At 72.3% G+C, this 22,708-nt stretch carries 20 protein-coding genes; 5 read left to right on the forward strand and 15 right to left on the reverse strand.

Going from position 1 to position 22,708, the window contains the following annotated elements:
* Nucleotides 1-504 precede the first annotated feature (504 nt).
* From WMF44_RS39275 to WMF44_RS39345, 15 genes are all read right to left on the reverse strand, one after another.
* Entirely contained in the window at nucleotides 505-1,008 is a 504-nt protein-coding gene (locus WMF44_RS39275) for a hypothetical protein (RefSeq protein ID WP_437295168.1), read from the reverse strand.
* A 507-nt stretch (nucleotides 1,009-1,515) separates the two neighbouring features.
* Nucleotides 1,516-2,370 carry a helix-turn-helix transcriptional regulator gene (locus WMF44_RS39280; RefSeq protein WP_437295169.1) on the reverse strand — a complete coding sequence of 285 codons (855 nt, stop codon included), beginning with the start codon at nucleotides 2,368-2,370 and terminating at the stop codon, nucleotides 1,516-1,518.
* Nucleotides 2,371-2,443: 73 nt separating this feature from the next.
* Nucleotides 2,444-3,274, reverse strand: a complete 831-nt coding sequence (locus tag WMF44_RS39285; protein WP_437295170.1) for a PP2C family protein-serine/threonine phosphatase — start codon at nucleotides 3,272-3,274, stop codon at nucleotides 2,444-2,446.
* 194 nt (nucleotides 3,275-3,468) lie between these two features.
* Nucleotides 3,469-5,046 (reverse strand): PGRS family protein, encoded by a 1,578-nt coding sequence (locus WMF44_RS39290; protein WP_437295171.1) that lies wholly within the window; start codon nucleotides 5,044-5,046, stop codon nucleotides 3,469-3,471.
* The gene (locus WMF44_RS39295) at nucleotides 5,043-6,119 is read right to left on the reverse strand and encodes a hypothetical protein (protein WP_437295172.1); all 1,077 of its coding nucleotides are present in this window, start codon (nucleotides 6,117-6,119) and stop codon (nucleotides 5,043-5,045) included. Before WMF44_RS39295 ends, WMF44_RS39290 begins: the two co-directional genes overlap by 4 nt.
* A 117-nt stretch (nucleotides 6,120-6,236) precedes the next feature.
* Entirely contained in the window at nucleotides 6,237-7,013 is a 777-nt protein-coding gene (locus WMF44_RS39300; RefSeq protein WP_437295173.1) for a PP2C family protein-serine/threonine phosphatase, read from the reverse strand.
* A 123-nt stretch (nucleotides 7,014-7,136) separates the two neighbouring features.
* Nucleotides 7,137-7,526, reverse strand: coding sequence for a hypothetical protein (locus WMF44_RS39305; protein ID WP_437295174.1), 390 nt, complete (start codon nucleotides 7,524-7,526; stop codon nucleotides 7,137-7,139).
* Nucleotides 7,523-9,127 carry a hypothetical protein gene (locus tag WMF44_RS39310; RefSeq protein WP_437295175.1) on the reverse strand — a complete coding sequence of 535 codons (1,605 nt, stop codon included), beginning with the start codon at nucleotides 9,125-9,127 and terminating at the stop codon, nucleotides 7,523-7,525. The genes WMF44_RS39305 and WMF44_RS39310 overlap by 4 nt, the downstream gene beginning before the upstream one ends.
* A 30-nt stretch (nucleotides 9,128-9,157) precedes the next feature.
* On the reverse strand, nucleotides 9,158-10,258 hold the full coding sequence (locus WMF44_RS39315) for a hypothetical protein (protein ID WP_437295176.1): 1,101 nt from the start codon (nucleotides 10,256-10,258) through the stop codon (nucleotides 9,158-9,160).
* Between the two features lie 194 nt (nucleotides 10,259-10,452).
* Nucleotides 10,453-12,018 carry a PGRS family protein gene (locus tag WMF44_RS39320; protein ID WP_437295177.1) on the reverse strand — a complete coding sequence of 522 codons (1,566 nt, stop codon included), beginning with the start codon at nucleotides 12,016-12,018 and terminating at the stop codon, nucleotides 10,453-10,455.
* A 20-nt stretch (nucleotides 12,019-12,038) separates the two neighbouring features.
* Nucleotides 12,039-13,178 carry a tetratricopeptide repeat protein gene (locus tag WMF44_RS39325; protein WP_437295178.1) on the reverse strand — a complete coding sequence of 380 codons (1,140 nt, stop codon included), beginning with the start codon at nucleotides 13,176-13,178 and terminating at the stop codon, nucleotides 12,039-12,041.
* A gap of 32 nt (nucleotides 13,179-13,210) precedes the next feature.
* Nucleotides 13,211-14,212, reverse strand: coding sequence for a hypothetical protein (locus tag WMF44_RS39330; RefSeq protein ID WP_437295179.1), 1,002 nt, complete (start codon nucleotides 14,210-14,212; stop codon nucleotides 13,211-13,213).
* Between the two features lie 26 nt (nucleotides 14,213-14,238).
* Nucleotides 14,239-15,081: a sigma-70 family RNA polymerase sigma factor gene (locus WMF44_RS39335; protein WP_437295180.1), complete on the reverse strand. Its 843-nt coding sequence runs from the start codon at nucleotides 15,079-15,081 to the stop codon at nucleotides 14,239-14,241.
* Nucleotides 15,078-15,377: a hypothetical protein gene (locus tag WMF44_RS39340; protein ID WP_437295181.1), complete on the reverse strand. Its 300-nt coding sequence runs from the start codon at nucleotides 15,375-15,377 to the stop codon at nucleotides 15,078-15,080. The genes WMF44_RS39335 and WMF44_RS39340 overlap by 4 nt, the downstream gene beginning before the upstream one ends.
* Nucleotides 15,378-15,428: 51 nt before the next feature.
* The gene (locus WMF44_RS39345) at nucleotides 15,429-17,456 is read right to left on the reverse strand and encodes a protein kinase domain-containing protein (protein WP_437295182.1); all 2,028 of its coding nucleotides are present in this window, start codon (nucleotides 17,454-17,456) and stop codon (nucleotides 15,429-15,431) included.
* Nucleotides 17,457-17,816: 360 nt separating this feature from the next.
* On the opposite strand from WMF44_RS39345, the gene WMF44_RS39350 reads away from it, so the two are divergent.
* The 5 genes from WMF44_RS39350 (at nucleotide 17,817) to WMF44_RS39370 (ending at nucleotide 22,706) form a co-directional block, all read left to right on the forward strand.
* Nucleotides 17,817-18,632 carry a hypothetical protein gene (locus WMF44_RS39350; protein WP_437295183.1) on the forward strand — a complete coding sequence of 272 codons (816 nt, stop codon included), beginning with the start codon at nucleotides 17,817-17,819 and terminating at the stop codon, nucleotides 18,630-18,632.
* 337 nt (nucleotides 18,633-18,969) lie between these two features.
* Nucleotides 18,970-20,079: an AAA family ATPase gene (locus WMF44_RS39355; RefSeq protein WP_437295184.1), complete on the forward strand. Its 1,110-nt coding sequence runs from the start codon at nucleotides 18,970-18,972 to the stop codon at nucleotides 20,077-20,079.
* A complete protein-coding gene (locus WMF44_RS39360) occupies nucleotides 20,076-20,771 on the forward strand; it encodes a DUF3226 domain-containing protein (protein ID WP_437295185.1) in 696 nt (231 codons plus the stop codon). Before WMF44_RS39355 ends, WMF44_RS39360 begins: the two co-directional genes overlap by 4 nt.
* 259 nt (nucleotides 20,772-21,030) lie before the next feature.
* Nucleotides 21,031-22,092: a glycosyltransferase family 2 protein gene (locus WMF44_RS39365; protein WP_437295186.1), complete on the forward strand. Its 1,062-nt coding sequence runs from the start codon at nucleotides 21,031-21,033 to the stop codon at nucleotides 22,090-22,092.
* Nucleotides 22,089-22,706, forward strand: a complete 618-nt coding sequence (locus WMF44_RS39370; RefSeq protein ID WP_437295187.1) for a class I SAM-dependent methyltransferase — start codon at nucleotides 22,089-22,091, stop codon at nucleotides 22,704-22,706. Before WMF44_RS39365 ends, WMF44_RS39370 begins: the two co-directional genes overlap by 4 nt.
* Nucleotides 22,707-22,708 lie beyond the last annotated feature (2 nt).

A 22,708-nucleotide genomic window follows, 5' to 3' on the forward strand; every position in this document is an offset into this window, starting at 1 on the left:
GCGCGTTCTTCTGCACCCGATCAAGGCGCGCCGCGCGCGGCGTCGCTACGTCGTTACCTCAGCGCAGCCGCAGCGCTGCCAGCACCACACCGCACAAGCCCCCAGCACGAAGAGCGCCGTGCCGACGAGCGCCAGGCGCGACCTGCGCTGGTCGATTTCGCCCTTCACAGGCGCCGCGCTCATGAGAAAAAGGCGAGGAGGGAGTCGCTGTTCCTGGACGGCGCGCCAAGCGCGGGGGTTGAAGACGATCCAGCTGTCCCTCGGCCAACCCTCCGGCGTTATGGGCCACCGCCGCGCTGCGGTGGTGGTCCGCCGGTCGCCCTGCCGAGCCGTTTCCGGTCTCCTCTACCCTTCTAGTTCCGGCGAGCGGCCCTGGTTCGCTGCACAATCGTCCGCCGGTTGCATTTTTTCCTCCGCGACCCCGATGACGCCATGCGTTAAACAGTGCAGCGAAGCCATGGCAGGGGGCGGGGAGGGAAGCCGTGCGGCCAGGCTGATGGCGGCTCACGGCAGCTCCTGGGTGTCGGCGGCGAGGCCGTCCTGGCCGGGGTTCTTGGCCGCCGGCGCATGCTGCCTTGGTGCCGCCGACGCCAACGCCGCCCGCGCCGCCGGCCTGCCCGACCTGTCCTGCTGGGAGCTGGTCGCTGCTCCCGACGACCCTTCCACGGGCGGCGTCGTCGGCACCGAGGCCGCAGATCCACCCGGCGCTGAGATCGGCCCCTCCGACGCGCTCGCTGCCGGAGCGCTGGCCATCGCTGCACCCGGCGCGCCAGCCTTCTCCTCGCCCTCCGCGGCCCCGCCTGCGCCGCGTGCCTCCTGTCCCGTGCCCCCGCCCCGCCTCGCCCCCTCCCGCGGCGGCGGCACGCGCCGCGGATCCTCGATCTGGACCCGCTCCATCTCCACCGTCGGGTGCAGCGGCGCCGGCGCGACCTCGCCCACCGCGTAGGCCTTCGCCTCGTCCTCGCCCTCGCTCTGGATCGCCCGGGTCGTGTCACCGACTGGCTTCAATCCGACAGCGACAAGAAAGAGCAGCAGAAGGATAGATGCCCCACCCCGGCCCGTCCTCGGCCCTGCGGGCCTGCGGGCGGTCCGCCCGCCCCATGTCCCGCGCTCCGCGCGGTACGGGGCGGGCGCGTCCATCCCCGACACCCCGGTTGTCATCGAAAGGTCCGAAGACCGCCTCGCCGTGGTCCTCCTCTCGATCCCGCCTTCGTCTCGGCCGCGAAACGCGATGACACCGCCGCGCGTGCGGCCACACCGCCTCGCCCGCCGCACGCGAGCGACGGCCCCGCCTGGAAGCTCGTGGTCGACGTTGCCCGGAGAGAGTCCACATGAAGGCGGGAAGTTCATTGATCTTTTCTTCCCGCCTTCCCGCCTTGATGTTCAAATTTGGCCACTACCCGCCTCCCAGGCGTGCCAGCACGCACGTCACGTTGTCCGGTCCGCCGCGATCGGCTTCTCCTCGTGGTCCACCCGCCAGGAGTCCGGCCAGGGATCCCGGAGGGAGAGACTTTCTCACCCATGGCGCCCTACTCCCGGAAGTGTCGTGTTCAGGGGAGAGCGCTCTGCTTCCTCCCAATCGGACGCACTGGCAGGGCTCGTCCCCCCTCCGTCGGGCTGTAGCGGGAAGCTCGTCAGGGGGGCAGCGCGACGGGCGAGCTCTTCCCCCGTGGCGGCGCGGGCAGGGCGCGGTGGCCGGAGCTGCGGCAGGGGAGGCGGCGGGAGCTTCGCCCGCGGGCTCCTGGCCGCGAGCTCGGGAGACGGCACCGCGGGCGGAGGCGTGTCGAGCGCGCGGGGAGATACCGGCGGCGGCGCCGAGCTCTCACGCTCGGTGACGGGCGCCCCGACCCGGATCGCCACGGTATCCTCCGCGTCCGCCCGGCGGTCGTCGTGCAGCCGCCAGAGGCGCTCCCAGTACCGCGCCGGCGTGCCGGTGAAGGCCTCCAGCTGCCGCGCGAGGCCGGGCGTCATGGGCAGGTCGCTCCTCAGCAGCCGCTCCACCTCCCTCGGTTCCAACCCCGTGCTCTCGCCCAGCTTTCTCCTCCACGAAGGTGTCGTCGCACAGAACGACTCGAGGACCCTTCCCGGCCAGGGGACGGGGCGCCCTCGAGTGTCTCTCAGCTCGGCGAGCGCCGCATCGACGTGACACTCCAGCAGGCGCCGGTAACGGTCCCGCTCCCCCGCTGCCTGCTCCTTCGCACCGGTGAGGGCTGCCTCCTCTTCATCGTGCGCGTGCTCGCGCGCCTCACGAAGCCCGCGCTCTCGTCCCAGCGCTTCGCGCGCGGTGACCGCGAAGCCGATCGCGACGCACGCGATCATCGCGAGCCCGAGCGGCGAGACGAGCCACATTGCACCCAGCATGTCTTCCATGTTCCCTCCTGACTCCTGAACCGTGAACACTCCTGTCCGATGCACAGCGGAGCCCGGCCTCGTGCTGCCCGACCTAAGGCATCCCCTCGAGTCCGCCGTTCGTCGCGCCTGCCTCAGCGCGCCGTCTCGCGCCGCCTCCCAGCCGCGCCAGCACGCACGTCACGTTGTCCGGCCCGCCGTGCTCGTTGGCGAGGTCGATGAGCAGCTCCGCCGCAAAGCTCAGGTCGCGGTGGGCCTCGAGGATCCCGGCGATGCGCCGCTCGGGCACCGGCCCCCACAGCCCGTCCGAGCACACGAGAAAGACGTCGCCCGGCGCGGTTGCCTCCACGCGCGACTCGATCTCCACGTTCTCGTCGGCGCCCAGCGCGCGGGTGATCGTCCTCGCCCGGTTGCTCAGCGCCTCGACCGCCTCCCGCGCTCCGTCGCCGTCCCCGAGCAGCTCTTCCAGCAGCGTGTGATCCCGCGTCAGCCGCTCCAGCTTGCCGCCGCGCATCCGGTAGACGCGCGTGTCGCCGACGTGCGCGATGTACGCCATGCCCGGCGCCAGCAGCACGCCCGCGAAGGTCGTCGCCATGCCGCGCACCTCCTCTTGCTTCTGGCTCGCCTCGTAGAGCGCCCGGTTGGCGCGCCGCACGCTCAGCACCAGCCGCACCTCGTCCCGGTCGTGCGGCGTCGCGGTGCCGTAGGGCCAGGTATCCTCCAGATCTCCCTCTTCCTCGAAGCAGCTCTTGACCACCTCGATCGCCATGCGGGACGCGACCTCGCCGGCCGCATGCCCGCCCAGCCCGTCGGCCACCATGAACAGCCCCAGGCACGGCAGCACCGCGAAGCTGTCCTCGTTGTGACTGCGCCGCCGGCCCACGTCCGAATGCGCTGCTGCCTCGATGGCGAGCTGTGGAACCACCTTCGTCCTCCTCGCGCGCTCGTCGTCAGGACGAGCCGAGCCATGGCGCGCCGTCGACCGCGGCGCGCGGTTCCCTCGATGTCCTCAGGCCGCGCCGCGCGCGGCCTTCGCTACGTCGCGTAGCCTCCGTCCCACGCCGCTCCGCCGCTGCGGCCTGGCTCCGCCGCAGCAGGAGCAGCGCTCACGCGCTCACGTCAGAACGCCTGCACCTCGGCCTTCACGCCCGCAGCTCCCTCGCCCTCCGCGTTCGCCCCCGTGCCGCCGGGCCCCGCTTCGCTCACCTCGATCGTCGCGCCTTGCGTCGAGGGCGCCCTGCCCTTGTACGCGATCCCGATCGCGTGCCCGCCCCTGCCTCCACCGCCGGGGCCGCCCGTCCCTCCCGTGCCGCCGGGGCCGCCCGCGCATCCGTCGTGCAGCCGCGGGGCGCCTGCGGGCGCCTCGCCGCCGGGACCTCCGGCGCCTCCTTCGCCGCCTTCCTGCCCGGCGCCGCCTTTGCCCCCGGCTCCGCCGCGCCCGGTCTTCAGCATCACCTGCTCGAAGCTCAGCTGCGCGTTCAGGCTGATCAGCGCGATGCTCGACCCGCCGGGTCCGCCACCTCGGCCGCCGGCTCCGCCGCAGCCGCCCGCTCCACCGGAGCCGCCGCTCGCGCCGCCGGCCGACTCCGCCGACGGGCACTTGTCTGCACCCGCGCCCCCCTTCGCTCCGCCACCACCACCGCCGCCCTGTGCGGTATACCCCCTCGCCCCGTCGCTGCCGGCGGTGCCGGTGTAACCGCGGGCGCCGATCTCGCCGCGCCCCGTCGCGCCCGCGCCAGGCTCGCCGTCCGTCGTGCTCAAGCCTCGGGTGCCGTCCGTGCACGCCGCGGGGAGCTCGCCGCTACCGCCGTTCTCTGAATAGCTCGGCTGCCCCGGCGAGCCGACGCCGCCCCTATTGGGATCGCCCATGCCGCCAATGCCCCCGTTCGTGTCGTCGCTCGTGTCGTCGCTCGTGCCGCAGTCGTTCGTCTTGAGGTAGCCAGGCGCTACGCGGTCGGCCGAGCACGCATCGCCACCGGGCTTCCCGTCCTCGCCTTTCATGGCACGCGTCTCGTACGCGGCTCCGTCCGCTCCCGGCGCCGCGTCCCCCGCCTCCAGCACGCATCGCGCCAGCTCCATGCGCACCTCTTCCGCCACCGCCGCGATCGACGACGCTCCCGCGAGCTCCACGTCACCCGGCTCGATCCCGCGCGCCTGCACGTGCACGTCCTCCAGCCGCACGCTCGCCTCACCTCCGCCCCCGCGCACCACCAGCGGGATCTCTCCAGCCCCCGCCGTCAGCACCGTCTTCCTCGGCTCCCCGGCCCAGGCCCACCCGTTCGCGCAGTCCAGCCCGCCGTAGATCGTCACGCCCTGCGTCACCTCCACCGCTTCGTCGAACGTCTCCGCGCACGCGTACACGCGCCGCGTCCTGTTCTCCTCCGCGAGCGCCAGCGCCGCCCGCAGCGTCTTCAGCGGCGCCCCCTTCGTCGCGGCATTCTCGTCGCTCCCGGACGCCGACACGAACGCGCCGCACGCGTCGTCCACCGCGCTCGCGTTCTCGCTCGGCACGCACGCGGGAGGCGTACGTCCATCGTACCTCAGCCAGTCATGGCGCACGCACGTGAGCGTGCCCTCGCAGTCGTCCCCCAGGTGTCCCCACGGCGCTTCGCACGCCAAAGCGACGAGCGCGACGCCCGCCGCACCCACAGCCCAGAACATCGGATGGTGCCCCATCTTCCCCTCGTTCGAGCTCATTGCCACGCCCCCGAGAGCAACACTCCGGCCGTGTTGGCGCGCAGATCGGGGACCACGCGAACAGCGCTCCCCGGCGCAGACCCCGTGCGTGGCCACAGCGCGACGGCCAAGGCCGCCAGCGCGACGGTGCCGGATGCGATGTACGTCACCCCGGCGACGTCACCGAGCCGATCGCTGCGCGCCGTGGTGCGGGCGAGCTGTGCGCACCGATCGGCGAGCGCGCTCGGTGCGTCCAGGCATCCAGGACCGACCCTCAGGATGGCCTCGCGCTCCGCGCGAGCATCCGCGCTCGCTGAGCTCGACGCCAGCGTGAACCCCGCCGCCACGCCGAGCCCCACCGCGCTCGCCGCCCCCAGCGCGATGACCGGCGCCCAGCTCCGCGGCTCTTCGGCCCGCGCCCCCGCCGCGAGCGCCTTCGTGGTCGCCTCCCCGTTCACCGGCGCGCCCACAGCCTCTCGCGCCGTCGCCGCCTTTGGTTTCAGTTCGACCGAGATCTCCTCTGTCGCCCCCGGCACCATCGCCAACGGCCTCACCGCGTCCTCGTACCCCGCGCGCCGGATCACCAGCAGGTGCTGCCCAGCTTCCACGTAGAGCTCATCGGTCACCTCGACCGGCACGCGCTCGCCGTCCACGAACAGCTCCGCGTCCGGCGCGTTCGACACCCGCACGCGCACCGTCCCGACCTGCGCCTTCGCCGCCTCAAGCAGCGCCAGCATCCGCGCAAGCCGCCCCTCCTCGACCTCCGGTCCCGCAGCGCGCACGCCGTACGCCAGATGCCTTGCCGCCGACGCGGGTTTGTTCAGCCGCAGCTGCAGCTGACCGAGATTCACTGCGATGTCGTACGACTTCATCCAGGTCCACGCCCGCAGGTACGAAAGCTCCGCTTCCTCCAGCCGGCCCTCCAGATGCGCCCTCCGGCCTTGCTCGAAGTCGCGCACCGCGCGGTCGCGTGCGCTCTCGGCGCTCGGCCCCGGCGCCGTTCGCGCCTCGTCTCCGCGGGCGCTCGTCGTCGCCGCCATGCTCGCAAGCAACAACAAAGTCGCCAGCCACCCCGCCTGCAGCCCTCGCCTCACGGTCGCTCCTTCTTCCACGCAACGTCCGCCGTCATGTGCCCGCTCCTCGTTCGCCCGCCGCGCGCGGATCCAGGTGCGCCCGTGACGGGGGGCGGCAACGCGTCATCGCCGCGCACGTCACCCGCCTCTTAGGCGTGCCAGCACGCATGTCACGTTGTCCGGTCCGCCGTGCTCGTTGGCGATGTCGACCAGCAGGCTCGCCGCCAAGCTCAGGTCCCGGTGCCTCCCCAGCACCCCCTCGATCCGCGCCTCCGGCACCGGGCCCCACAGCCCATCCGAGCAGACGAGGAACACGTCGCCTGGCTGCGTCACCTCCACACGCGACTCGATCTCCACGCTCTTGTCGCACCCCAGCGCCCGCGTCACCGCGTCCGCACGGCCGTTCAGCGCCTCCAGCGCTGCGAGTGCGCCGTCGCCCTCGCTCAGCAGTTCCTCGATCAGTGTGTGGTCTCGCGTCAGCCGTTCCAGCTTGCCGCCACGCATCCGGTACACCCGCGTGTCGCCCACGTGCGCGATGTACGCCATCCCCGCCCCGAGCAGCACGCCCGCGAACGTCGTCGCCATACCGCGCGTCTGCTCTTGCCGCTGGCTCGCCTCGTAGATCGCCAGGTTGGCCCTCCGCACGCTCAGCACCAGCCGCACCTCGTCGCGGTCGCGCGGACTCCTCGTGCCGTAGGGCCAGGTGTCCGCGAGATCCTCGTCCTCTTCGAAGCAGCTCTTGACCACCTCGATGGCCATCCGGGACGCCACCTCTCCGGCCGCGTTGCCGCCGAGCCCGTCGGCGACCATGAAGAGCCCCACGCACGGCAAGGCCGCGAAGCTGTCCTCGTTGTGGCTACGCCGCCGGCCCACGTCCGACTGCGCTGCTGCCTCGATGGCGAGCTGTGGATACACCTTCGTCCTCCTCGCGCGCTCGTCCTCAGGACGAGCCGAGCCATGGCGCGCCGAAGCCAGCGACGCGCGTTCTCCTCGATGTGATCAGGCCGCGCCGTACGCGGCCTTCGCTACGTCGCTACCTCAGCGCAACCGCAGCGATGCCAGCACCACGCCGCACAAGACCCCCAGCACGAAGAGCACCGTGCCCAGCAGCGCCAGGCGCGACCTGCGCTGCTCGATCTCGCCCTTGTCCGATGCGACGCTCACCCACGCGTCGTCGTCCGCCTCCTGCTCGGCGGCTCGCTCCTCGGCGGCCCACTTCTCTACCTGGCTCGCCAGCTGCACGAGCAGCGCCTCCATCCGGGCGTCTTCGACCCCGTAGATCTCCATGACCCGTCGGGCACGCTTCTCTGCGAGCCGCTTCTTCTCCGCCTCCGGCGTCGTCGCGCACCACACCGGATCCATCCACGGCTCGAGCGAGGCTGCCGGATCCGCCCGCAGCTGGGCGCGGATATCCTCCATGGTCTTCATCGCGTTGAGCCCTCACACGGCGACTGAGCCGCGAAATCCCAGCAGAGCCTAGCACTGCCCGGCGCCCCGGCGCTCTCGGGCGGACCGCCGGGCGCGGCCTTGCCGCCGTCACCGGCCGTGCCGGGGGTGAACTGTACCGCGGGCACTGCGCCCGGTGCCGCCGCATAGGCGATGCCTACGGCGTGGCCGCCTCGACCGCCAGCGCCGGGGCCGCCCGTTCCACCTTGACCGCCCCGACCGCCATCGCAGCCGATGGATCCACCAATAGACGACGGTGTACCGCCGGCACTGCCGCTGCCTCCAAGTCCGCCGCCTCTTCCGCCAGCGCCGTCTCCGCCCTTACCCGCCTTGCCCACCGCGACAGTCACGTCGGTCAGCACCAGCTTCGTCCCCAGGCTGAGGATCCCGATGCTCGAGCCGCCGGCCTTTCCACCCCCACCGCCTTTACCGCCGCAGCCGCCGGCTCCGCCGCCGCCTCCGCTCGCTCCTGGCCCCTCGACGGTGTCCGCACCTGCAGTGCAGAACAGGCCGGCCTTCGCTCCGCCGCCGCCACCTCCCCCTTGACCTCGCTTCCCCGGTGTGCCGGTGCCGCCGTCGCCGCCCGCGATGCCAGCCAGCGTCAGCGTCGTGCCGCTGCCTGCCGTGCCGGCGACGCCGGGATCGCCGTTCTTGCCGTCCTCGCCACGCCTGCACTCCTCAGCGGCATCCGTTTGACCGATGCCGCCCAGCCCCTTGTTGTTCGGATTCGGCTCGGGCATGGGCGCGCCATCTTCCCCGCGCTGCCCGTTGCCGTCCTCCGTCCCCGGGGATCCTCCGGGCCCTCCTCGGCCACCGCGTGTCTCACCGTCCTCGCACGTCGTCACGCCAGCCTCACCGCCTCGCACGTCCGCGGGTAGCTCGCACGCATTCGACGCGCTCGTCGTCGCCGCGCTCGCGCCCGCCTGCGGCGCCTCCGCAGGCGTCTCGCCCCTCGCACCGTCCATCCCATCGCCCGCCGTCACATCCACGTGCGCGAGCTCCGCCTCGACGTCCGCAACCGCCACGCCGATCGACGACCCGCCCGGCTCCATCGCGCTCGCCGCGCGTACCGCGAAGCTCCGCACCTTCGCCCCGCTCGCCCCCTCTGTCAGCGTGAGAGCGATCCGATCCGCGGGCGCATCGATCGCGCTTCGTGCCTCGGCGCTCCATGTCCAATCCGCCGCGCAGTCGAAGCCGCCGATCACCTCGACCCCCGCGTCGATCGTCACGCTCTCCGGAAACGCTTCGCTAGCGCACGCCAGCACCCGCTTACCGTTCGCGTTGGCGATCGCCTCCCCCAGCGACGCGTACGGCTTCGCCTTCGTCCCGTCACCACCAGGCTTCGCGCTCGCGTTCGCGAACACCGCGCACTCCTCTGTCACGGTGCTCGCGTCCTCCGTTGGATTCGCCTTGCACGCCGGGATTATGTCGCCACCACCGCCTCCGGCGCCGCCAAGGGCGCAGTGGGTGAGCGTATGCTCGCAATCGTCGAACAGAGGGAAGGGAAAGCAGCCCGCCAGGGCTATGCTCGCGATGAGCGGCCCCACGACGAGCACCGATGCATGATGAGCAGGACGACGCATGATTCTGTCTCCTCGTTTCACGGCGTCCGCTCAGAGCACACCGGCCACCGAAATCCCAACGCTGTCAGCCCCTACCAGTGGCGTCACCAGCACGCGCCCGTGTGGTCTCGATGGCTTCGTCGAGAACCCGTAGATCAGCGTCCCAGCACCGGCCGCCCCGGCGCCCACGAAGCTCCAGAACGCTGCGTTGGTCCACCGTCGATGCACGTCGAATGCACCTTTCACGCCGGCGCACGCTGCGCTTGGTGCGTTCGTTCGCGAGCACGCGGCATCCCCATGGTTGCGGACCACGGAGTCGCGTAGCTCCTCGGCATCGCTGCCCTTCGTCACCGCCAGCACCGTGAACACCACGCCCGCGACCGCCGCCGCCCCCGCTGTTACCGCGCCGCCGATCAGTACCGCCCTTCTCGGCCCGCCGGCCCGCTCCTCCGCTCTGCCCGCCGGCGGCGCCACCATGGGTGCCTCCGGCAGCTTCGCCGGCCCCGCCTCGCTCGCCTCCGGCGTCTTCGCCTCTGGCGCCTTCACCTCCAGCGGCTTCATCGCCACGGGCACCGTCTCTCGCACCCCCGCCGCCGCCACCACCCGGATCGCCGTCTCCTCGTACCCCGCCCGCCGGATCACGATCCGATGCTCCCCGGGCTCCACGTAGATCTCGTGCTTCACCTCCTCCGCCGGCACGCGCTCGCCGTCCACGAGCACCTCCACGTCTGCCACGTCCGTTCCCTGAAGCCGCACCGCCCCCACCTGCGCCTTCGCCTCGTCGAGCAGCGCAAGCATTCGCCCCAGCCGCTCCGGCTCGATCTCCGGCCTCACCGTCCTCACCCCGTACGCAAGGTGCTTCGCCGCCGACGCCGGCTTGTTCAGCCGCAGCTGCACCTGCCCGAGGTTCACCGCGATGTCGAACGACTTCAGCCGCGACCACGCTCGCAGGTACGAGAGCTCCGCCTCCTCCAGCCGTCCCTCCACGTGCGCCCGGCGGCCCTCTTCGAAGTCACGCACCGCAAGGTCGCGCGCGTTGACTTCACCCGACGGAGGCTTCGCTCGCTCCTCTCCTCGGGCGTTCCCCGTCGCTGCCGTGCTCCCGAGCAGCACCGACATCGCCAGCCACCCCGCTTGCAGCTCTCGCCTCACGGTCGCTTCCTCATCCGTGCAACGTCCGCCATCCACGTGCTCGCTCCTCGCTCGCCGCGCTCGTTCTCTCGCCGCGCACACGTCCGCCGTTCGTCACGCCTGCCACGGCGCGCCGTCCCGTCCTTCACCCTCGTCGCCTCGCTCGGCGCGGCGGCGTCCTCTTCGCCGCGGCCACCGCACCGAGCCGCGTCACATCAGAACGCCTGCACCTCGGCCTTCACCCCCGCCGCGCCCTCGCTCTCCGCCTTCGCGCCAGGGCCGCCGGTGCCCGCTTCGCCAAGCTCCACCGTCGCTCCTTGCACTGGCGGCGCCGTGCCCTTGTACGCGATCCCCAGGGCGTGCCCGCCGCGACCGCCGCCTCCTTGACCACCGAGGCCTCCCTTGCCACCGGCCCCGCCGGCGCATGCGTCGTGCAGCCCGGTCGCACTCTCAAGCTTCTTTCCGCCGGGACCTCCGGCGCCTCCTGCACCGCCCTCCTGGCCAGCGCCACCCTTGCCGCCCACTCCGCCGCGCCCCGTCTTCAGCGTCACGTCCTCGAAGCTCAGCATCGCGTTCAGGCTCACCAGCGCGATGCTCGACCCGCCCGCGCCGCCGCCTCGACCACCGGCACCACCGCAGCCGCCAGCGCCACCTGAGCCGCCGCTCGCGCCGCCCGCCGACGCTTCGTTCGGGCACTTGTCTGCGCCCGCGCCGCCCTTCGCTCCGCCGCCTCCGCCGCCGCCTTGCGCCGTGCCGCCCTTCTCGCCATCGCGGCCGGCAGCGCCGGAGAAACCGCTGGCGCTGATCTCGCCGAGACCGGTGGCGCCCGCACCAGGGCCGCCCTCGGCGCCGTTGTCTCCCGCGATCCCGTCGGTGCACACCGTCGGCGCTTCCTCTTCTCCCGCGCCGCCGTTCAGCTTCGCACCTGGCGTGCCTTTCGACCCGGCCTCGCCGACGTCCGCTTCACCGTTTCCGCCTGAGCCTCCGCGAGAATCGTCGCTTGCGTCCTCCGGCGTGCCGCAGTCGTTCTTCACCGACAACCCACCCAGCGACGCAGGTGCCGAGCACGCTTCGGTTCCTTCGTTCCCCATCGCGCCCCCCATCGCGCTCGTCTCGTATGCGGCTCCCTCTGCGCCCGCCGCCGCGTCCCCCGCCTCCAGCACGCACCGCGCGAGCTCCACGCTCACCTCTTCCGCCACCGCCGCGATCGACGACGCTCCCGCGAGCGTCGCATCGTCCGGCGCGATCCCGCGCGCCAGCACATGGAGATCTTCCACGCGCACGGTCGCCTCAGCTCCGCCTCCGCGCACCACCAGCGGGATCTCCCCAGCGGCCGCCGTCAGCACCGTCTTCCTCTGCGCCCCGGCCCAGATCCATCCGCTCGCGCAGTCGAGCCCTCCGTAGATCGTCACGCCCTGCGTGACCTCCACTGCTTCGTCGAACCTCTCCGCGCACGCGTACACCCGCCGCTTCTCGTTCTTCTCCGCAAGCGCAAGCGCCGCACCCAGCGTCTTCATCGGCGCTTCCTTCGTCGCAACGTTCCCGTCGTCCCCGGACGCTGACACGAACACGCCGCACACGTCGTCCACCACGTCAGGGGTCTCGCTCGGAACGCACCCAGCTGGCGGCACGTCATCGCGTCCACGACCGCGGTAACGCTCGCAAGTGAGCATCAGCTCGCAGTCGCCCGTGTAGTTGATCCAAATCGCGTCACAGGCCGAGGTCGTCACCGCGCTTCCGACCACGATGCTCGCGAACCAGAAGTTGAGCGTTCGCCGCACAGCGCCCTCCATGACTCTCCTCACCACGCCCCCGACAGGGTCACACGCCCACCACCCGCATGGATTTCTGGCAACAGACGGACGCCAGTGGACGGTGCCGCGCGCGCACGAGGCCAGATCGCCCAAGCCAGCGCACCGATGGCGAGCGCGCCAGACGCCGCATAGCTCACGATCGCGACATTGCCGAACGATTGAGCACGAGTTCCCGTCTCGTTGAGCTCGAGGCAACGCCTGTTGAAGGAGTCCGACGTCTCCAAGCAGCCGCCGCCGTCGGCATAGATCGATGCCCGCTGCGTGCGCATGTCCGCGCTAGCTCCGTTCGACGCCACCGTGAACCCCACTGCCACCCCGAGCCCCACCGCGCTCGCCGCCCCCAGCGCGATCACCGGCACCCAGCTCCGCGGCTCCTCCCCCCTCGCCCCCGTCCCTGCCGCGGGCGCCTTCGCCTTCTCCTTCCCGACCACTGGCGCGCCCCCTGCGACTGGCGTGCCCCCCGCAACCGGCGCCTTCGCCTCCGGCGTCTTCGCCTCTGGCGCCTTCACCTCCAGCGGCTTCATCGCCACGGGCACCGTCTCCCGCACCCCCGCCGCCGCCACCACCCGGATCGCCGTCTCCTCGTACCCCGCCCGCCGGATCACGATCCGATGCTCCCCGGGCTCCACGTAGATCTCGTGCCTCACCTCCTCCGCCGGCACGCGCTCGCCGTCCACGAACACCTCCGCGTCCGCCATGTCCGTTCCTTGAAGCCGCACCGCCCCCACCTGCTTCCTCGCCTGCTCGAGGAAATCCCGCATCCGCGCGATCTGCTCGGGCTTTACCGACGGCGGCGCCGTCCTCAGCGCGAACGCGAAGAACGTCGCGGCCGACCGCGGCTTGTTCAGCTTCAGCTGCGCGTGCCCGAGGTTCGCTGCGATGTCGAACGATCTCATCAGCGCCCACGCCTTCAGGTACAGAAGCTCCGCCTCCGCCCACCGCTTCTGGTCGAAGGCGAGGTTGCCCTCGCGGTAGAGCTGCGCGGCGCGCGCGTTGTCGCCGGCCACATCGTCGTCTGCGGCCGTCGGCGGCGGGCTGCCCTGCGCGCGGGCAGCGGCCGGCGCGACAAGACAGGCGGACAGCGCGCAGCACGCGACCGCCGTCCAACGCATCGTCAGGTTCCTCATGGCGTCTCCCATCGTTCATCCATTCCGGCGGCTCAATCGAAGATCTGCTTGTCATCCGGGCTGGGCGGCGACGGAGCCGGCGCGCTCTCCGCCCCGCGCACTGGCGCCGCAGAGCCGGTCGCCCTCGGCCTCGGCGCCGCGGGCGCGGTCGCCCTCGGCCTCGGCGCCGCAGGCTTCGGCGCAGCCTGCCCGCTCGGGCCGCTCTCCTGCGATGGGACCACGGCCCCACCTGCCGCCCCGCGCGGCCCAAACGTGCTCGCAGCCGGCGCGCCTGCAGCCTCCGCAGCCGGCGCCCCCGCCGTCTCCGCAGCCGGCGCCCCCGCCGTCTCCACGGCCGGCGCACCGGCTGCGCGCGCAGCGCTCGCCTCTGGGGCACCTGCGTTCTTGGCAGCCGCCCCCGCCGTCTCGGCAGGCAGCGCCACGTCGCCCTCCGCGGCCTCGCCTGCGCCGCGCGCTTCCTCTCCCGCACCGCCGCCCGCTCCCCACACGGATCGCAGCACCGTCACCCCGATCGCCAAGAGGACGCCCATCGCCAGCACCCACGCCGCGCGCTGCCGGCCCGCCCGCCGCTCCGTGCGCCGTGCCGCCGCGATCTCCGCGAGCCGCGGCGCCCGATGCCCCGTTCCCGCGCTCCCCGTCGCCTCGTCTCCCTCCGCCGCCTCGCTCCCGGCCCCCTCGCTCCCTCTCTCCTCGCCTCCGCCTCGCCCCCCGTGCCACTCCGCGAGGATCTCGCTGTCGATCACGATCGGCTGCCGCTTCGTCACCGACAGCCCCTCCGGCATCGACACGCTCGGCGCCCCCGCGTCCGAAAGCGGCACGCGCTGCTCCGGGTTGCGCGGCCCGCCGCCCCTCCTCGCTCCCTCCCGCGGCGGCGGCACGCGCCGCGGATCCTCGATGCGGACCCGCTCCATCTCCAGCGTCGGGTGCAGCGGCGCCGGCGCGACCTCGCCCACCGCGTAGGCCTTCGCCTCGTCCTCGCCCTGGCTCTGGATCGCCCGGGGCACGCCCGCCGCTTCGCCGTGCTGCTTCACCATCGCCTCGCTCCCTGCACCCGCGCGGCCTACCGCCCGCGCGACCCGGGTCCTCGCTTCCCCGCGCGCTCCGCGCCTTCCGTGCCTCCTGCGCCTCCACCCTCCGGCCCATCGCCCCGCACCCCGCGCAGCACCGGCGCGCCCCACGGCTCGCCCCGCGTCAGCGGCATCTCCTTCACCCCCCGCTTCCACAGCGCCTTGCGCAGCCGCTCCCGGCCCCGCTCCAGCCGCCGGCGCACCGTGATGTACGGCACCCCGAGGAACGCCTCCGCCTCGTGCATGTCCATGCCGTCCACGAACACCGCCCCGAGCGCCCGCTGCTCGTCCTCGGGCAGCTCAGCGAACGCCTCCCCCAGCGCACGGATCGCGCCCACGTACGCCACGCGCTCGGCCGCCTCCTCGTCAGACACCGGCCGCCGCATCGCCGCCACCCCCGCCACGACCCCCACCGTCGCCAGCGCGTCGCAGAACTCCTGGAGCCGGCCCTGGATCTGCTCCGGGCCGTCCCGCAAGAGGTCGAACTCGCCCTGGTGGTGCTCCGACAGCGCCGCCATCGCGCGCCGCATCGCGACGTCGCGCCGCCGCGCCTGCGTCTCCGCGCGGATCAGGTCCAGCATGCTGCCGTCCATCCGCGCCCGCGCGTACCCCTCGAACGAGACGCCATGCGCCTCGTCGTACCGGCGCACCGCGTCCACCACGGCCGCCGAGCCCGCCGCGACGAGCTCGTCCCGCTCGACCAGCCCCGCGTACCTGCGCGCGTACCAGCGGGCCTGGGCCTCGACCATCGGCAACGCGCGCTCGACCATCGCCCGCTGCTTCGGCGTGAGCAGCGGCAGCACCTCGGCGTCTTTGCCCTCGCCCTCGCCGGTCACGCGCCCTCCCTCCCGCCGCCCGCCACGCCTCCCTTGCGGTCGTGGCCACGCTCCGCCGGCGCACCCTCGCACGGCACCTCCCCGCTCGACGACGGCACCGGCCGCGCCATCAGCTGGCGCAAGAGCGCCACGGAGGTGGGGTTCTTGACGAGCTCGTCCTCCATCGCCTCGCGCAGCTGCGCGAGCATCGCCTCGGGCACGAGCCCGCGGTACGGCGCGAGGCTGCGCTCGATCGTCTCCGCCAGCACGCGCTCCGCGCGCAGCCGCTGCTCGTCGTTTCGATCGTCCTGTGACATTCCGGCCTCCTCTCCGCGCTCGCACGCTTCCGCGCTCTGCCCTGCACAACCCTAGAAAATTGGTGTGTCTCCGAAGGGCATCGCGGCCCCCTGCCGCCCCGGCTTGGCCGTCGCCGCTGGCCGGCGCGCCGACCCGACCGGGGTTGCCGACCTGATCGGCGTTGCCGGCCCGACCGGAGTTGCCGACCTGACCGAGGTTGCGCCCGCCGCCGCCGCCGGTCTGGCCGGAGTTGCCGGCCTGACCGAGGTTGCGCCCTCCGCTCCGACCGACGTTGCGCCCTCCGAGGTTGCGCCCTCCGCCGGCCTGACCGGGGTTGCCGACCTGACCGACGTTGCGCCCTCCACCCCGACCGACGTTGCGCCCTCCGCTCCGACCGACGTTGCGCCCTCCGCCCCGACCGAGGTTGAGCTGGCGGAGCTGGCGCTGGCGCTAGCAGCCGCCGTCGCACTGGCAGCCGCCGTCGCGCCGGCATCCTCCGCCGAGGTCGCGGGCGCGCCCGGCGGCGCGAGCCACCTCACGGCCAGCGCGCTCGCCCCCGAGGAGGCGAGCACCAGCGCGATCAGCATCCACGGCGCCATGCGCACCTCGCGCCCGGCGCGCGCTCCCTCTCCCCGCTCCCTCTCCCCGTGCTCGCCCTCCGCCGCCAGCAGCCGGAGCATCGGGCTCGTCGTGCGCACCGCGGGCGGCCGGTACGACCCCGGCGGCGGCGCTGAGCGCGACGGGCGCTCCGCCACCTCCATGATCTCCGTCCCCCGCGCCGTCCTCCCTTGGCTGCCCGGCGCGCGCCCGTCCCCCTCGCGGCCCGCCGGCCACGGTCCAGGCCCGAGCGCCGCCGCCCGGACGCTCTCCAGATCCATCGGCGCCGTCCCGCCGGGCCCCACCGCCGGCGCCGGCGACGCCACCACCACCCTGGCCGACGGCTCCCCCCGCGGCACCTCGAGCGTCGGCCCCGTCACCGGCGCCCGGTAGACCGCGCGCCGCCCCGGCCGGCCCGGGATCGGCGGCTCGCCGGGCGGCGTCGCCAGCGAGATCCGGCCCTCCGCCTCGTCCTGCTCGAGGCGCCTGCGCAGCGCGATCATGCCCTGCGCCATCTCGGCCATCGACAGGTACCGCGCCGCCGGCTGCTTCGCCGTCGCGCGCCGGATCACCTCGTCCACGTACGCCGGCAGCCCCGCCACCTCCGACAGCGGCGCGGGATCCGCGAAGAACTGCCAGTTCACGAGCTTCGTCCGGTCGTCGAACGCGTCGCGGAACGGGTGGCGGCCGGCGATCATCTCCCAGAGCACGAGCCCCAGCGAGTACACGTCGAAGCGCGCGTCCGCCTCGTTCCCTGCGAGGTTCTCGGGCGCCATGTACGCGGCCGTCCCGAGGCGCACGTTGCGCTGGGTCGTCCGCATCTCGTAGGGGATGACCTTCGCGATCGAGAAATCGACGACCTTCACCATCCCGTCCGCGGTGAAGACGATGTTGTCCGGCTTCACGTCGCGGTGGATGATCTGGTTCTCGTGCGCCGCGTCGAGCCCCCACGCGGCCTCGAGCGCGACGTGCAGCGCGTAGAGCGGCGACAGCCGCCCCTGGCGCTCCAGGATGGTGGCCAGCGTCGGCCCGTCGAGGAACTCCATGAGCATCCACGCCGTGCCGTCGGCCTCGCAGCCGATGTCGTAGACCTCGACCACGTTGGCGTGCTGGATCCCGAACGTCCCGTGGGCCTCGGCCAGGCTCCTCTCGGCCTTCCTGGCGTCCTTCCGGTCGCGCAGGTGCATCATCTTGAGGGCGCACCGCGCCCCGGTGATCCGGTGGCGGACCTCGTACACCTCGCCGGAGTACCCGGCGCCGACGAACCGCACGACCTCCACCTGGTGGAAGACCTGACCCGGCTGGAACACCTGCCGCTCGATCGGTTCCTCGGCGTCGCTCACGGCGCTGTCACGCTCCTTCCCGGCGTCCACCCTACTCGCCGGCTGCTGCGGCGGGAACGCCTCGGTGACGGCCAGCGCGGCGGTGGGCAGGTCCGCCGTGACGGCCAGCGCCGCCGTGATGAAGGCCGGGCGTCTCGTGGGTTCCGTGAGAGGGAGCATCGCGTTGTCCATGGGCGGGTGCCTCTCGGGCGAGCGCCCCTCCTCTGGAGGCGCTGCCGTCGCCTACCCATGTCGGTACGGCGCCGCCGGAGTGCTCACCCAATCGACGTCTCCCCCTTCGAAAACGACGCGACCGCCGACCACCACCGGGCGCCCACGGCCCGGCGGCCCTCCCATGCCCGCTGGCCGCTGGCCGCTGGCCGCTGGCCGCTGGCCCATGGCCACTGGCCCACTGGCCTCCGGCCACTGGCCGCGCCTAGCACGGTTCCGACAGGACCGTTTGCGCAAAGCGGTTGCGAACGCGCGAGTCGCTCCCGCTAAGATGCTCAGTTTCCTGGGGGAGGATCGGAGAAGAGAACGATGGCAGCCTATGGATACAGCTTCGTCACGGACAAGGCGTTCAGCGCGTTCGCGCGGGATCTCGAGCAGGGAGCGTGGAAGGGCGTCTCGGTAGACAAGTACGATGTCCCGAACCGCGTCCCTGCGGCGTTGCTCATCGAAGCGCCCAGGCCGGTGGTCTGGAAGCTGCGCGCGCGCTGGAGCATCGCGGCGCTCGACGAGGCGCTCGGGGTCGCCTCGGCCGCGGTGCTCGGCGAGCTCGACGTGGAGTGGGACACGGCCCAGCGGGCGCTGCACCTGTTCCTGGCCTCGGCGGCCGAGAGCAAGGATCCGGCGCAGCGCGACGCGGCGGTGCGGCTCCGCGGCGCCCTGCTCGCGGGGGCGGGCACCGAGCAGACCCTGTACGCGTACGACGCCGAGGTCGACTATGGCTGGCACCAGATCGCGGTCGCGGGCAAGGCGCCGCTCGCCGCCGACGTGAAGAAGGTCGGCGCCGGCGCGTACCTGAAGCGCGTCGAGGAGGCGACGGAGGCGCTCGCAAGAGGCCTCGGCCGCACCTCCGGCCAGAAGCGCGCGGTCGCGCGCTCGAAGCGCATCCGCGAGGCGGTGGCCGGCTGCACGCAGGCGTTCAACGCCATCCACGACGACATCAGCTGGCTCATCGAGCACACGCCGAGCGGCAAGCAGCGCGACATGCTCCAGGCGCTCCACGCGCCGTTCCTCGCGCTCCTGGAGCGCAGCCCGCAGCGCCCCCCGGCCGCCGCCGCGCAGGAGGAGGACGCCGCGCAGGAGGAGGACGCCGCGGAGCCCGAGGCAGAAGAGGGCACGCCCGGCTGAGCCGGCGGAGGAGCGCAGGGGGCCGGCGAGCGTTCCCTCGCCGCCCCTCCGCAACCCTTCCCTGACCCGCTGCCGGGTCTCCGCAGCCCTTCCCTGACCCACTGCCGGGTCTCGCAGCCCTTCCCTGACCTGCTGCCGGGTCTCCGCAGCCCTTCCCTGACCCGCTGCCGGGTCTCCGCAGCCCTTCCCTGACCTGCTGCCGGGTCTCCGCAGCCCTTCCCTGACCCACTGCCGGGTCTCCGCAGCGGTCGGCCGGGTCGCGCCGGCCGGCGGACCGCCCAGCGTCCTTGCCCCTGTTCCCGGCGTCCGGTAGCGTCCCCGGCGCCTGGAGGCGGCTGTGCTGCGCGAGCTCTCCGTCCAACAATTTCGCGGCCTCCGCGATTTCACGATGAGCGGCCTGGGGCGCGTCAACCTCCTCGTGGGCGCGAACAACTGCGGAAAGACGACCGTCCTCGAAGCGCTGCACATCCTGCTCCGGGTCGGGGACCCGGGGCCTCTCAGGTCGGTACTCTACCAGCGAGGCGAGTACGTGCAGGCGCCGCGCGGTATTCCGGACGTCCAGGCGATGGAGGTTGCCCACCTCTTCGAGGGGCACGAGATCGACCTGGGCAGCGCGTTCCGCATGACCGGCAGGAACGACCCCGAGTTCCTCACACTCGACGTGCGAATCGTCGAGGCCCTTCCCGCACAGCAGCTCACGCTGCCCGTGGATCCGACCGAGCCCGAGCCTCAGGCAGGGCCATCAGGCGCCTTCGCCATCGCGCTCCAGTGGAACCGCGGTGACGTGCTGACCTTCCCCCTGACACGGGCGGGCGGGCTTATTCTCGACCGCTGGCTTCCGCAGCGGCACCGCAGGAGCCCCGAGAACGAAGCTCGTCCGGTCGAGCTCGTCACCACGCGAGCGCTCGACGCGCAGGCCACGGTCTCACGTCTGGAAGAGGTCGTCCTGACCGAAAACGAGGAGGTCCTCCTTCGTGCGCTCCGCTCGATCGAGCCCGGGATCGAGCGGATCGCGCCCCTGGGCAGCGCGCTCCGTTCCCGCGACGGGCGAGGCGGCATCGCCGTGAAGCTCGCGGGCACGAAGCACCGGATCCCGCTCGGGAGCATGGGCGACGGCATGTGGCGCATGCTGGGCATCGCGCTGAGCGTGGTGCGCGCCGCTGGAGGCGTCTTGCTCATCGACGAGATCGACACCGGGCTGCACTACAGCGTGATGGGGGACATGTGGCGCCTCGTCCACGACGCGGCGAAGCGGCTCGATGTGCAGGTCTTCGCCGCCACCCACAGCCGCGACTGCGCGCAGAGCCTCGCCGCGATCGTCGAGGCCGGGGAGGCGCCGCGGCCCGAGGTCACCATCCAGCGCATCGAGCGGGGCAACCCTCGCGCCATCGCCTTCACCGACGACGAGATCCGGATCGCAGCCGAGATCGGCGCCGAGGTGCGGTGATCCCCTCGCCTCCGGGTCCGAAGCTGCTCCTCGTCGAGGGGATCGACGATCTCCTGGTCGTGGCCGAGGTCTTCGAGAAGGCCACAGGGACGCCCTGGGAACCGAGAAAGGGGCAGCGCCTCGTCGAGATCGAATGGTGCGGCAGCGACGATCAGGTCCTCGGCCGGCTCGGCGTCCGGTGGAAGGAGAGCGGGCGGAGGATCGTCGGGGTTGTGATCGACGCCGATCTGACCGGCAGCCGCTGGGCCCAGGTGCGCGCCCACGCGCCTGCCGAGACGCGCGACCGCCTCCCTGCCGATCTGCCTCCTGGCGGCCTCGTCCTCGACGCGGACCGCGGGCGGCGCTTCGGTGTGTGGATCATGCCGGACAATCGGTCCCTCGGCGCGATGGAGAGCTTCCTCGCGCAGTTCCGGACCTCGATGCCCACCGCGCTGGGGGAGCATGTCCGCTCGGCGATGCAGAGGGCTCAGGAGCTCATGCGCGAGCACGCGAACGCGAACCCCGGGATCGATCCGCCGCTCAGACCCTGGCTCGATGTCCACGCGTACAAGGCGGAGATCCACACGTGGCTCGCATGGCAGGAGCCCCCCGGCGCCCGTCTGCACGAGGCGGTGAGGAACCATTCCCTCGATCCCCGGGCCCCCCTCGCACGTTCGTTCGTGGACTGGATGAAGCGCCTCTACGATCTCTGACCAGCGGGACCGGCCCGGCAGCGCTTCCCCTCCCCCTGCCAGCACACGGCAGCGGGCGGTGCTGCACTTCGGCCTTCTTGGACCAACGATTCTGTGGACTTGCGGAACCCCATGCTGCCCCTGCCGGCTCTCCGCCACCCTTCCCTCTCCCCCCTCCCGGTGACCGGCAGCACGTCCTGCCCTCGTTGCCGTCGCGCTTGCGGCGCGTTCCTCGGACGGAACCGCGCCTTCTCGTGACGTTCTGCTATCCTCCGCCGCCGTGATTGTGGACCAGCCCCCCACACCTGCCCCTCACGAGGCTCCGGAGGACCGGGCCACGTTCGGGCTCTCCGCCTTCGATCCTCGCCCGAGCCTCATGGCGCCTTCCATCGCGCCGGCCGCCTCGGCGGCGCCGCAGGTCTCGGTGGTCGTCCCGGGGCTGAACGAGGCGGAGAGCCTGACGGAGCTCGCGCAGCGGGTGGATCAGGCCTTGAAAGGGCGCTTCTCCTACGAGCTCATCTTCGTGGACGACGGCAGCACGGACGACAGCTGGGGCGTCATCTCCAGGATCCGCGCGGAGAACCCGGTCGTGAAGGGGATCCGGCTGCGGAAGAACTTCGGCAAGGCGACGGCGCTCACGGCCGGGTTCCGCAAGGCGAGGGGCGCCGTGGTCGTCACGATGGACGCCGATCTCCAGGACGACCCGGCCGATCTGCCGAGCTTCATCGCCAAGGTCGAGGAGGGCCTCGACGTCGTGGTGGGCTGGAAGGTCAACCGCCTCGACCCCGCCAATCGCCTCGTCCTGTCCCGGATCTTCAACGGGACCGTCCGCGCGGTCACGGGCGTGAAGCTCCATGACATGAACTGCGGCTTCAAGGCCTACCGTCGCGATGTGCTGCGCACCATCCCCATCTACGGCGATCTCTTCCGGTACATCCCGGCGCTCGCCGCCTGGCAAGGCTTCCGCGTCACGGAGATCCCGGTGCGCCACCACGCCCGCAAGTACGGCGCCTCGCGCTACGGACTGGAGCGCATCCTGCGCGGCTTCTTCGACCTGCTCAGCGTCATGTTCCTGACGCGCTACTCGAAGAAGCCGATGCACCTCTTCGGCCTCATCGGCCTGGTCTTCGCTGCGACCGGCGTGACCATCAACGTGTATTTGACGTTCCTCTGGCTGCTCGGTCACAAGATCGGAGACCGGCCGCTGCTCCTCCTCGGCGTGCTGATGATCCTCCTCGGCATCCAGTTCTTCTCGATGGGCTTCATCGGCGAGTTCCTCACCTTCCAGATGCAGCAGCGCCACATGGCGGACGACCCGCCCGTCCGCGAGGAGTTCGAGTGATCCCCGACGCTTACTTCAGTCGCTTCGAGACCGCGAAATACCGGAGAGCTGGTGCGCTGAAGCGCAAGCTCATCCAGCGCTTCGCTTCCGCGATACACGATCTCTTCATCGAAGCGAATCCGGTCCAGCGCGTGCTCGAGATCGGCGTCGGGGAGGGGTTCCTCTCCGGCTACCTCTCCGAGAAATTCCCCGAGAAGCAGTTCACCGGCCTGGACCTCGACGCCGCCGACATCGAGCGGCTGAAGCGGCTCTTCCCGAACGTCGCCGCGCGCGTCGGGAGCGCCTATGATCTCGGCGATCTCCGCGATCTCTCGCCCGGGTTCGACCTCGTGATCTGCGCCGAGGTGCTCGAGCACCTCGACACGCCCGATCGGGCGCTCGCCGAGATAGCGCGGCTCGCCCCCCGGCGCGTCATCCTCTCCGTGCCGCACGAGCCGTTCTTCAAGCTCTCCAACCTGCTCGCAGGCAACAACGTGCGCCGCCTCGGCAACGACAGCGATCACATCAACCACTGGAACCCGACGTCGTTCCGCCGGCTCATCGAGCCGCGGTTCGACATCCTGCGGATGACGACCTCCTACCCCTGGGTCCTCTGCCTCGCAGCTCCGCGCTGAGC

It is taken from the genome of Sorangium sp. So ce426 (assembly GCF_051475585.1).
In the GTDB taxonomy this organism is placed as follows: Bacteria; Myxococcota_A; Polyangia; order Polyangiales; family Polyangiaceae; genus Sorangium; species Sorangium cellulosum_B.

Bases quoted from the DNA above. Each gene is read 5' to 3' on its own strand.
- WMF44_RS39280 (WP_437295169.1), bottom strand. From the start codon at position 2,370: ATGGAAGACATGCTGGGTGCAATGTGGCTCGTCTCGCCGCTCGGGCTC.
- WMF44_RS39290 (WP_437295171.1), bottom strand. From the start codon at position 5,046: ATGAGCTCGAACGAGGGGAAGATGGGGCACCATCCGATGTTCTGGGCT.
- WMF44_RS39305 (WP_437295174.1), bottom strand. From the start codon at position 7,526: ATGAAGACCATGGAGGATATCCGCGCCCAGCTGCGGGCGGATCCGGCA.
- WMF44_RS39310 (WP_437295175.1), bottom strand. From the start codon at position 9,127: ATGCGTCGTCCTGCTCATCATGCATCGGTGCTCGTCGTGGGGCCGCTC.
- WMF44_RS39325 (WP_437295178.1), bottom strand. From the start codon at position 13,178: ATGAGGAACCTGACGATGCGTTGGACGGCGGTCGCGTGCTGCGCGCTG.
- WMF44_RS39330 (WP_437295179.1), bottom strand. From the start codon at position 14,212: ATGGTGAAGCAGCACGGCGAAGCGGCGGGCGTGCCCCGGGCGATCCAG.
- WMF44_RS39340 (WP_437295181.1), bottom strand. From the start codon at position 15,377: ATGTCACAGGACGATCGAAACGACGAGCAGCGGCTGCGCGCGGAGCGC.
- WMF44_RS39345 (WP_437295182.1), bottom strand. From the start codon at position 17,456: ATGCTCCCTCTCACGGAACCCACGAGACGCCCGGCCTTCATCACGGCG.
- WMF44_RS39350 (WP_437295183.1), top strand. From the start codon at position 17,817: ATGGCAGCCTATGGATACAGCTTCGTCACGGACAAGGCGTTCAGCGCG.